The sequence below is a fragment of the Clostridium sp. genome (assembly GCF_016650035.1).
Taxonomy (GTDB): Bacteria; Bacillota; Clostridia; order Clostridiales; family Clostridiaceae; genus Clostridium_AD.
Window position 1 is genome coordinate 1 of record NZ_JAENWM010000103.1, and the last position, 11,844, is coordinate 11,844.

Annotated in this window: 10 protein-coding genes; all 10 read left to right on the forward strand. The window is 33.6% G+C overall.

Features of this window, described 5'->3' with window-relative positions:
* The first annotated feature begins 1,094 nt into the window (after positions 1–1,094).
* On the forward strand, positions 1,095–2,012 hold the full coding sequence (gene dapA / locus JJD95_RS17585; RefSeq protein ID WP_291644398.1) for a 4-hydroxy-tetrahydrodipicolinate synthase: 918 nt from the start codon (positions 1,095–1,097) through the stop codon (positions 2,010–2,012).
* Between the two features lie 43 nt (positions 2,013–2,055).
* Entirely contained in the window at positions 2,056–3,135 is a 1,080-nt protein-coding gene (locus tag JJD95_RS17590; protein ID WP_291644400.1) for an iron-containing alcohol dehydrogenase family protein, read from the forward strand.
* Positions 3,136–3,243: 108 nt separating this feature from the next.
* A complete protein-coding gene (locus JJD95_RS17595; protein WP_291644402.1) occupies positions 3,244–4,368 on the forward strand; it encodes a TRAP transporter substrate-binding protein in 1,125 nt (374 codons plus the stop codon).
* An 84-nt stretch (positions 4,369–4,452) separates the two neighbouring features.
* Entirely contained in the window at positions 4,453–4,938 is a 486-nt protein-coding gene (locus JJD95_RS17600; protein ID WP_291644404.1) for a TRAP transporter small permease, read from the forward strand.
* A 42-nt stretch (positions 4,939–4,980) separates the two neighbouring features.
* Positions 4,981–6,276: a TRAP transporter large permease gene (locus JJD95_RS17605; RefSeq protein ID WP_291644411.1), complete on the forward strand. Its 1,296-nt coding sequence runs from the start codon at positions 4,981–4,983 to the stop codon at positions 6,274–6,276.
* 11 nt (positions 6,277–6,287) lie between these two features.
* Complete coding sequence (gene larA / locus JJD95_RS17610; protein WP_291644413.1) at positions 6,288–7,565, forward strand: nickel-dependent lactate racemase; 1,278 nt, start codon at positions 6,288–6,290, stop codon at positions 7,563–7,565.
* A 222-nt stretch (positions 7,566–7,787) separates the two neighbouring features.
* Positions 7,788–8,645 carry an electron transfer flavoprotein subunit beta gene (locus JJD95_RS17615; RefSeq protein ID WP_367114843.1) on the forward strand — a complete coding sequence of 286 codons (858 nt, stop codon included), beginning with the start codon at positions 7,788–7,790 and terminating at the stop codon, positions 8,643–8,645.
* Between the two features lie 9 nt (positions 8,646–8,654).
* Positions 8,655–9,848: an electron transfer flavoprotein subunit alpha/FixB family protein gene (locus JJD95_RS17620; protein WP_291644415.1), complete on the forward strand. Its 1,194-nt coding sequence runs from the start codon at positions 8,655–8,657 to the stop codon at positions 9,846–9,848.
* Positions 9,838–11,226, forward strand: a complete 1,389-nt coding sequence (locus JJD95_RS17625) for an FAD-linked oxidase C-terminal domain-containing protein (RefSeq protein ID WP_291644417.1) — start codon at positions 9,838–9,840, stop codon at positions 11,224–11,226. Before JJD95_RS17620 ends, JJD95_RS17625 begins: the two co-directional genes overlap by 11 nt.
* 247 nt (positions 11,227–11,473) lie before the next feature.
* The coding region (locus JJD95_RS17630; protein ID WP_291644419.1) for a hypothetical protein at positions 11,474–11,844 on the forward strand (371 nt) is incomplete at its 3' end.

Below are 11,844 nucleotides of genomic sequence, written 5' to 3' on the forward strand. Positions count from 1 at the left end.
AAGCTCTACCTAGAAAGACTTTTTCAATGGGAGAGGCTAATGAAAAAAGATATTACTTAGAAGCAAGATCTCTAAATAAAAATTAATATTCATTAATTACATTAATAAGAGATGAGCTAATAATGATTCATCTCTTTTTTTGTTTTTTATTTTTTATTTTTTATTTTTTATTTTTTATTATATTTGATATTTGATATTTTTATTAAAGTGTTCTTGAAATAAAGACCACTTTATATACGTTAAATTCCTAATTACCGGTCAGTAGGCTATTCAAATTTTCCATTTTTCCATTTTTTTTATACTAATTAGATGCTCATAACTCATTATCAATAACGTATTTAAAAAACTTAAAGTTCCTTTTAATTATCTTTAATTTTTTAAAATAATATGTTAAAAAATACTTATAGCCGTGCAGTATCAAAAGAGGTGTTATTTATAATACTTACTTGCATAGGTATGATAAAAATAGGTTATAATAGCTAATATTAGGGATTTTGGTATTAGAACTGAGCGAAATTAGGGAAATTAACGTATATAATAAACTGGACTATATATCAAGAATTATCTTATATAATTTTGTAACTTTTAGTATAAGAAAATGACAATAAAATAGCCCAAAATGGGGCTATTGCTGAGATAAACAAAAAATATGAGCATTATTCCATTATAAAATTTGTGAATTGGTCGAAATACTATGCTTTTAGAACAGATTCTATAGTCCTAAAAAATGGGAAACTTTTACTTTAAAGTATTAAGTGTATGTGGTAATATATAAATCTTATATTTAGAATAAACTTATTTAAGCAGAAATCAGTTTGCTATACTAAATGTAACTAGCTAGTTTGTAATATTAACTGAAACAAAAGAAAAATAAATAAATGTAGTTACCTTTGCAATTCAATAATTTTTGGGTTATGAAAAAAGTTAAATTAAAAATTGACAAATCAAAATCTCTATGTTAATCTATTGTCTGTCAATGGACAATTTTAATTAATATTTTTCAAATAGTTAACTATTGCTGTATTTTTAGTTTGAAAATTATATTTAAAATAATAAAATTGTCTGACAACAGTCAATAAATTAAGGAGAAAACAATGACTAAAAGAGAAAAATTTGGAAAAATTTTGATTCCAATGATTACGCCTTACAAAAAGAATGAAGAAGTAAATTACGAGACTTATGCAAAATTAGTAGAGTATCTTATTTCTCACAAATGTTGTGATTCATTAATTGTTACAGGTACAACAGGAGAGGCTTCATTACTTACTTTTGCCGAAAGAGTAAAATTAATGAAAGTAGCTTTTGAAACAGCTGAAGGGAGAGTTCCTGTTATTGCTGGAGTTGGTTGTGCTTCAACTTGTGAAACTATTGCTTTAACTAAAGAAGCTGAAGAAATTGGTTATGATACAGTTATGGTAGTTGTACCTTTCTATAATAAGCCTACTCAAGAAGGTGTTTATCAGCACTTTAAAAAAGTTGCAGAAAGTACATCATGTGATGTAATTCTTTATAACATACCGATTTTTGTTGGTATTAATTTGGAACCAGAAACTGTAGGTAGACTTGCATCTATTAAGAATATTATTGGAGTTAAAGATGAAGCTGGAATTAATCCAACTCAGATTACCGATTTCTTCTTGATAACAAAAGATATTGATCCTGATTTCTTGGTTTATAATGGTGATGATATTATGTTACTTCCTACTATCATTCAGGGTGCTATGGGGGTAGTTAGTGGAAATGCTCATATTTTTGGTGATGAAATTCGTGCAATTTTTGATTCATATCAAAAAGGCAATCCAGATGAAGCAAAAAAACATTTTATTCCAATGTATAGAGTGTGTAAAGCCGCAGGACAGAATGGAAGAATTTTACCAAACCCTATTATGCGTCATGCAATTTCTATGATTACTGGTATTGATTTGGGAGAATCAAGACTTCCATTAGTGCCACCTACTAAAGAAGAATTAGAAGTAATGAAATTGGAATTAAGAAAAGCAGGAAAGATATAGGTTCATAGAAGTCTGTGAATTTAATTGGCTAAAAGGAGTAAGAATGATTGACAGAAAGTCGGTTTTGTTGGGAGCAGGAAATGTTTTTATTGCTTCCGGTGCTTTGACCATGATTGGTTCTGAGGCAGAAAAATTTGGAAAAAAAGTTCTTGTTGTAGCTGGAACAAAAACTTGGAAAAACCTTGAAAAACCTGTTGTAGCGAGTTTTTTTGGCAGTGGTTGTCAATTTGAATACATGCATTTTAGTGGATATTGTACTGATTCTACTGCCTGTAAAATTGCAGAGCAAGCCAGATTATTTTCAGCTGAAGTAATTGTTGGAATTGGTGGAGGTTCTTGTGTTGATGCTTCAAAGTGGGCTGCAAATAAACTTGATATTCCATGTATCACTGTTCCTTCGGTGGCTTCAACTTGTGCATCAACGGTACCTCTCTGTGTTATTTATGATGATACTGGATCTTGTTTAGGCCCTTCGTTCATAAAAGGTGAAGTTCCAACAGTTATCATTGATACAGATGTTATTGCCAATGCACCGGAACGGTTGTTAGCATCTGGCATTATTGATGCTTTAGCTAAAAGGCCCGAGGTCTATTTCTCTTTGAAAAACGAAGTAGACATTGAGAAGAATATTTTATTCTCTATGGGGTATGCTGTATCTGAGTTTACCTGGAAAGCCTTGATAGAACAGGGACCTGCTGCCATTGAGTCAGTAAAACGAAAAAAAAGTGATAAAAACCTTGAAGAAGTTATCTGCCTAAGCATTATTTTGACTGGTTTGGTATCAAATCTTGCAAGTGGAGGAAAGCAGTTAGCACTTGCACATGCGATGTATGATTGTGTTACTACTTTATTCAAGTCGCAACGTAAGAATTTTTTTCATGGAGAAATTGTTGGGTGTGGAATTCCTGCACAAATGCAATTGAACGGAAGAGAGAAGGAAGAAATTAATGCTTTCAAGTCTTATGCAACTTCAATTGGCGCTCCTGTATGTTTCGCTGACCTTGGAATAAACTTTACCGAATCGAATCTTGATAGTATCATTGATTATCTTTCACGACATTTGCATATTACCGATAAGGAATTGATAAAGACCATTCGGAAGTGTTTGATCGATCAGTGCTAAAATTTTTATTAGAGATAGTGGAATTCTTTCATGTCCAAAATGATATGAGGAATATTAGTGGTAATTATATCATGTCCAAAATGATATGAGGAATAAAAGGAGAAAAATATGAGAAAAAGAAGTTGGGTAATTTGCTTTATGTTGATTACATTGTTAGTGCCTCTTTTTGCTAATGGTAATGATGAAAAACAGTCCGTTGTAGATCCTGTTACATTAAATACACCAGTTGCAGTGCCTACTGCCAAACCAAAAGCTGAGTATTTGCTTAGGTTCAGTTGGTCAGACCCTGCCGATCCTCTTAGACAATCAACAAGTGCATATGCAAATGTATTCAAGAATGATCTTGAAAGATTGTCAGCTGGAAGAATTAAAGTTGAACTTTACCCTGCAGCTCAATTAGGAGACCAAAATTCTTCAACTGAACAGGTTGCCAAGGGAACAATAGAAGCTTGTAATATAAGTTCTGGAGTTCTAGCTTCCCTTTATTTCCCCAAACTTGGAATTCTTGATGCACCATATATATTCAAGACTCGTGAAGAGGGGAGAAGATTTCTTGATGTGAAAAATTCACCTTTTATGATTAAACTTGCCGAAGAATGTAGAAAAGCGACTGGAATCAGATTATTGGATGTTACACCCTTTGGTTTTCGAAACATGACAAATAATAAACGTCCGATTCATTCTCCTGCGGACATGAAAGGTATGAAGATACGAACCATGCAAATCGTTCCTCATATGAAAATGATTGAGGCTTTTGGTGCATCTGCAACTCCCATTCCGTTTGCTGAACTCTATACCAGCCTTCAGACGAATGTGATTGATGGTGAAGAAAATACCATACAAAATATTGTAGCCCAGAAGTTTTATGAAGTTCAAAAATACGTGACTGTAACCCAACATGTTTTAGGAATAGGTGCAACTTTGATAAATGATGCTTGGTATCAAGCTTTGCCAGATGACTTGAAGATTGCTGTTTATGAAGCTGATCGTAATGCTGTCCTTGCTTACAATGGAGTTGGTCAAATACTTGATGTTGTGGGAATGCAGACTTTGAAAACAAAGAATGTTAATATTTATGTACCTAACGAGCAAGAAAGAGAAGCTTTTGTACAAGCTTCAGTACCTGCTGTACGTGCTTGGATGGAACAGAAATATGGAAAGGATTTTGTTAGTAATTTTTATAATGCAGTTGATAAAACTGATAGACAACTTCAGGCTGAGGCTTTGATGTAATACAAAAGATGTGAACAATTATTGGTGGAATGATACAGTAACAATGTTATATGTTTTATTCCACTAATTTTTAAAGGTATGAATATGAAAGAATTTGAAAAGCAAAATCTATTCATCAGAATAATTTACGGGATTACAAATATATTATTGTTGGCTATGTTTGTTGTTGTAATGCTTGGGGTGATAACAAGATATATATTGGCGTCTCCATTATTTTGGTGTGATGAATTATCGCGATTCCTTATGATATATATGGTGTTCTTCGGCAGTGTCCTTGCTTTTAAGGAAGGGAAACACCCTGCGTTGACATTTATCATAGAAAAATGGCCGGAAAAGGTTCTGGCTATCTGGAAGTTATGTATTGATATTATTTTGATAACAGTGCTAATTTTTGTGATTATCAGTGGTATTAGTATGATGACTAGTGGCCCTGTAGGATATTCTGCAGCACTACGTGTGAGATATTCCTGGGTATATTTCTCAATCCCTTTTGGTTGTATTTGTATGATTATTCAGATTTTATTTGATTTGAAAGCGAAAATCATAAGTTTGAAAAAGTATTTAGCGTGAACTTTTATAGAGTCTATTTAGTACAATATCGGAGGTAGAGATATGTCAATCAGTTTATTTATTATGTTGGTAATTTTTGTAGTTGGAATGTTTTTGGGTATTCCACTTTCTTTTTCAATGATTCTCAGTAGTGCTTCTTATTTATTGGCTAGCGGGAAGCCTCTGGACCTATTGTCCCTTAGATTGTTTACTGGGATTGATTCTTTCACATTGATGGCAATTCCTTTTTTTACTATGGCTGCCAATCTTATGGTACTGTCAGGAACAACAGAAAAGTTATTGAATTTTACGAATGCAATGGTGGGGCGATTTCAAGGTGGGTTGGCATATGTTAACGTTTTGGCAAGTATGCTTTTTGGAGGTTGTTCTGGATCAGCAATAGCTGATGTTGCTGGGCTTGGAATCATGGAAATTGATATGATGGAGAAGGGTGGCTATAAACGAGATTTCAGTACAGCCTTGACTATTTCATCATCAATACAAGGTCCTCTTATTCCTCCCAGTATCATGATGGTTTTAATTGGAGCTACTACAGGGACTTCCATAGGTGCCTTGCTTCTTGGTTCAGCCATCCCTGGACTCTTGGTTGGAGGTTCGCAGATGATGATTATATTCATTATAGCAAAAATTCGTCATTTTCCTATTTCACCGTTTAAAGTGACTAAATTCCAAATTTTTAAAGCATTTATTTCTGCTATTCCTTTTTTAATAATGCCTATTATTATTATAGGTGGAATCCTTAGTGGAAAGTTTACACCCACAGAAGCTTCTGCCGTAGCAGTTGCTTATGGAATTATTCTTCTATTTGTTTTTTCTCTGAAAACTTTGAAATTTTTTCAGGTTAGAAAATTGCTTTCTGATACTGCAATTATTTCTGCTAGTATTCTTTTGCTTGCTGGTGCCTCTAATATTTTTGGTTATATATTGTCTATAGAACAAATTCCTCAAATGCTTGGTGACTTGCTTCTTGCTTTGACAACAAATAAATATATAATATTAGGGTTAGTCTTAATCTTTCTGCTCATGTGGGGAATGGTAATGGATAGTTTGCCAGCTATAATGATTCTTTCACCAATATTATTTCCAATTGCTATACGAGTTGGAATTAATCCAGTTCATTTTGGGGTCGTTTTAGGTTTTGCCTTAATCATCGGACTTATCACGCCACCTTACGGTCCTGCACTCTTTACCGGAACCATCATTAGTGGCCTCCCAATGGAAAAGTTGGTTAAGTCAATGATACCGTTTTTATTGTCAAGTCTAGTGATTTTGATCCTTACAACATTTATTCCTAGTATATCTCTCTGGTTGCCAACCTTGTTTGGCCTTGGAAATTAAGGGGGCTTTTTATGGATTACCGAATTTTTTCAGGTAGTATGACGGATACGATTTATATTTCTGATGAATGTTGCATGGGGGTTGTGAAACCTATAATTTCTGAAGACGAAACCCCATTGAGCAATGAGGCTCTACTTAATGTTTTGGATAATCCTTTTGGTAGAATTCCTATTCAACAAGCCGTGAATGGTCTATCAACTATTGCAATCATTGTTGATGATGCAACGAGACCAACTCCAACGGCAAAGATATTACCACTTGTGTTAAAAAAATTATTGACAGCTGGTGTGAGAAAAGATCATATCACTATTACTATAGCCACAGGTTTGCATAGACCCACGACAATTGATGAAAAGAAAATTATACTTGGAGATGTGATATTTTATTCATATGATGTCGCTGATAACGACGCTTATAATGAACAAAGCTATCGACAAGTTGGTGTTCTTGCTAATGGAAAAAAAATATATTTCAACAAAAGGGTCTTAGATGTTGATTATGTAATAACCATAGGAATGGTAAAATCTCATGCCTTTGCTGGTTTCTCCGGAGGAGCGAAGAGCCTGTTGCCAGGAGTATCGAATAAAGAGACCATTCTGGCAAACCATTCGTTCGAGAACATCAAATATCCAAAGGGTATTTTAGGAAATATTGAACAGAGTGCAACAAGAAGGGAAATGGAAGAAGCTGCTGGATATATTAATCCCTTTATTATTAATGTTATGCTTAATTCAAAACATGAAATTGTTTTTGCAACAGCAGGACACTATATTTTAGCTCATCGCCAAATAGTAGATTTTTATTCTAAGACAGCTCGACGTGAGCTTCCTTATGTTGCAGATATTGCCATAGTATATGGTGGAGATGTTGGTAAAATCAGTTTGTATCATTCGTTGTTTGCTTGCAACACAGTGCTTGGTACTGAGCGACCTATTCTCAAGCGAGGCGGAACGCTTATTATCTTTGCTGAATGTAAGGAAGGGCTTGGTACCGATTCTTTTAATACTCTTAAGCTTTTTTCCTCTTCTTTTGCGGCTCTGGAAAGTTTAAAGGATCAGAAACCCTTTGAAGGACAATGGGCTGTTCAGTGTCTCTTAGAAAGTTGTATAGCATGCCATCTTTGTATTGTTTCTTCAGGCCTTGACGAAAAAGATATTTCACAACTGGATTTGCAGTATTTTTCAACCCTTGCGGCTGCCCTTTCTTTTGCAAATGCAACCCAAGGTGATAATGCCAAGATAGTTCTTGTAGAAAATCCAGAAACACTTATTTTGAATGTAAAAAATTAGCAAGATATTAATTTTTTGAGTCTTTAATGTTTACGATTTTTAAGGGGGAGAATTTGATGAACATTCTTGTGTGTATCAAACAGGTTCCTAGAACAATCAATGTTTAAGTTGATTCTGTAACTGGGGTACTGAAGCGGAATGGGGGTAGAAAGCAAATTGAATCCTTTTGATTTGTTTTCACTATAGTAAGCCTTGGTCCTTGCTGCAAAAACGGGTGGCCGGGTGAAAACCCTTACTATAGGGCCTTTTCAAGCAAAGATTGAAGTCTACAAAGATAATCTAAAGGAGCACTTTTTGAATATTTTGGTATGTGTAAAACAAGTTCCTGGGTCAAATAATGTCCAAATTGATCCTGTTAACGGAACACTTATAAGAACAAAGGATAATAACAAACTAAATCCTTATGATTTATTTTCAATAGAAACAGCTTTACTATTGAAAGATAAATATGGTGGTAAAGTATTTACTTTAACTATGGGACCTCCACAGGCAAAAATTGCTATTGAGGAATCAATTTCAATGGGGTGTGACTATGGGTTTGTTGTTAGTGATAGAGCTTTTGCCGGATCCGATGTACTTTCTACAAGTTATGCATTATCTCAAGCCATAAATAAATGTGGTGATTATGATATAATTTTATGTGGAAAACAAACTACTGATGGTGATACAGCCCAGGTAGGAGTAGAAATTGCAGAGCATCTTGATCTTCCTAGTCTAACAAATGTTGTCTCATTTAAAGGAAAAGATTCTGGGTGTATTTTAGTTGATTGTAATCAAGGTAATTTATTTATAACGGAAGAAATAAAATTACCTTGCGTAATCTGTTTGGATGATGGAATTAATACACCAAGGCTGCCTTCTTACAAACGTATGAAAACTCCAATGGATGTAAAATTTTTTAGCATTAAGGACATGGAAGATCAAGACAAAGAACATTATGGACTGGATGGATCAGCTACTCAGGTTGAAAAAATATTTCCCCCTGAAAAAAAAACAGATAGAATTATATTTGAAGGAAATTCACTTGAGTTGAGTTCAAAAATTTATGATCTTCTTATTGATAAGAAGTCTCTTATATAGGAGTTAGTGATGGGATTTGTTATACACCAGGTCAAAATCGATGAAAATCTTGCGAAAACTTTAATGGAAATATGTCCATTTGAGCAAATTTTCTATGAAAACTGTAAATTGGAAATAGGCGCAGGATGTAAGCTATGTAAGCTTTGCGTGAAAAATTCAAATGGTGCAATAGAGTTTGTTGATGAAAAGAAAACTACTGTAGATAAGTCTTCTTATTCAGGGATTCTAGTCTTTGTTGAACAAACAAAAGAAAAAATTCACCAAGTAACCTTTGAACTATTAAATAAGGCTTCAGAGCTAGCCATTGTAATAAATCAACCAGTTTATGCACTGATGATAGGTAAAAGCATTGCTAAAAATGCAGAAGATTTATTTTCCTATGGAGCTGATAGAGTATTCTCTTATGAAGCAGATGAATTAGAGAATTTCCTAATTGAACCTTATTCATCGGTATTTGAAGATTTTATTATTAAATATAGACCTACTGCAGTGTTGGTAGGAGCTACTAATATTGGAAGATCACTTGCTCCAAGAGTGGCAGCACACTTTAAGACTGGGTTAACCGCAGATTGTACAGCGTTAGAAATGAAAAAAAATACTGACCTAGTTCAAATACGTCCTGCCTTTGGCGGAAATATTATGGCACGTATTGTGACTCCAAATAAAAGACCTCAAATGTGTACTGTTAGATACAAAATCTTTGATAAAGGGAAAAAGAGAGAAGCAGAAAACAAAGTAATAGAACACTTAGAAATTGAAAAATCAAAACTTATAAGTCGGGCAATTATCAAAAACATTATTGAAAGACCTATTGATAGGGATATTAGTGAGGCCGATAGAATTGTCGCTTGTGGTAGAGGAATAAAGAAAAAAAGCGATATCTTAATTATCGAAAAACTTTGTAAACTTCTTGGTGCTCAAATTGCCTGTACTCGTCCTTTAATGGAAAATGGATGGTTCAATGCAAAACAACAGATAGGCCTTTCAGGAAGAACAGTAAAACCAAAATTATTAATTACAATTGGCATTTCTGGGTCTGTTCAGTTTGTAGCTGGGGCAAAGGGAAGCGAGTGTATAATTGCAATTAATTCTGATCCGAATGCTCAGGTTTTTGATGTTGCAAATTATAGTTTTGTTGGAGATCTTTATGAAATAATAACTAACTTAATCGAAAAAATTGAGGATTTTAAAAATGTACAATAAAATAAATGATAGAGATATTGCGTTTTTCACGAAAATATTTAAAGAACGAATTTTTGTTGATAATCAAATTAGTGAAGATTATTATCATGATGAACTTGGTAGTGTTTGGAAGAAACCTGAAATTCTATTAAAAGCACAAACGGTAGAAGAAGTTTCAAAAACAATGGGATATGCCAATTCCAACAGTATCCCAGTTGTTATAAGAGGTTCAGGAACGGGGTTAGTTGGTGGTTCTGTTTGCCTTTATGGTGGAATAATGCTTGATTTAAGCTTAATGAACAAGATACTGGAACTTGATCGAGATAATTTAACTTTAAAAGTTCAACCAGGTGTGCTTCTGATGGATTTGGCAGCTTTTGTTGAAGATGAGGGTTTCTTATATCCCCCTGATCCAGGAGAAAAATCTGCTACAATTGGAGGAAATATCTCGACCAATGCTGGAGGAATGCGTGCGGTTAAGTATGGAGTTACTCGAGATTATGTTCGAGGGTTAACGATAGTACTTTCAGATGGAAAAATAATGAATTTAGGTGGTAAAGTAGTCAAAAATAGTAGTGGATTTAGTCTTAAAGATCTTATTATTGGAAGTGAAGGAACCCTTGCGATTGTTACTGAAGCAATACTAAAAATTATTCCAAAACCAAGTTTTAATGTAAGCATTCTTGTTCCCTTTAACACTATGAAAGAGGCTATTTCGACAGTTCCTAAAATAATATTAACTCAGGTTCTTCCTGTTGCCATAGAGTATATGTCAAAAGAAACCATTGAAGCGGCAGAAAATTATCTTGGGAAAAAATTCCCAACACATGCCTCAGAAGCTTATCTTCTTCTTAGTTTTGATGGTGAACCAAATCAAGTTAAATACGAGCTTTCAACTGTATCGGATTTATGTCTTAAAGAGGGCTCTCTAGATGTTTTTATCGTTGATACAGAGGAAAGAAAGGATAATGTATGGCAATCCAGAGGAGCTTTTTTAGAAGCAATAAAAAGTTCTACTTCCGAAATGGATGAATGCGATGTGGTTGTACCTCGTAGTAGAATTGCTGATTTTATTCTTTATACTCATGAGATAGCAAAAGATTATAATTTACGTATTCCAAGTTTTGGCCATGCCGGTGATGGGAATCTTCATATTTATCTTTGTAAGGATAATCTTGAAGATGTCAGTTGGAAGACTAAAAAAGAGATAATTTTTAAATTAATGTATAATAGAGCAGCTGAATATGGTGGACTTATAAGTGGAGAACATGGTATTGGTTTTGATAAGAAACAATATCTTTTAGATCTTCTTGGTCAAGATCAGATTTCCTTAATGAAGGAAATAAAACAGGTTTTTGACCCCAAAAGGATACTGAATCCAGGTAAAATTTTTAATTAAGAATTTTATTATGAGTACTAAATTATTCTTATTGGAAACTATTTATTTTTTAAGTACCAACTTGCACCTAATAGGTGAAATTAATAAAAAAACTCAATTACGGTCTTTAAATGAATATTAATCTCTATGTTTAAATGTAACTGGCGCTTTAAGTGCTAAAACTAGAATTTTTTCTAGTTTATAAAAGATACCACTAGGTTTAGCGTTTATAAAAGAATACAGATAAAAAGGTTCTTCATGGCTTTGTGTGGGTAGAATTTTTACTTATCCCTATGTAAAAAACATACCATCTTGTTCTAGTAGTAGATTATTATCAAGTATTACAGAACAGGATGTTAATAACTTTTTCAAGTATTTAAGAGATTCAAATGCTTCAACTAAGAAGGAAGATTGCTTTTGTGCTTTTGACGGAACAACCTTTAGCTCCTATTCAGATAGTCTTTCTGATGTTGAAGTATCTAAAGGAAAGCAAGATCAAGAGCTAAAGCATTTTGCTTTAGCTTCAATCTATAGTAGTCATGAAGGAAGATGTGCTTATTACCGTCTATATAGAGGAAATATCCCAGATATAAAGACAATAGATAACTTTGTTGAAGTTGCAAAAGGTATGAATTATCA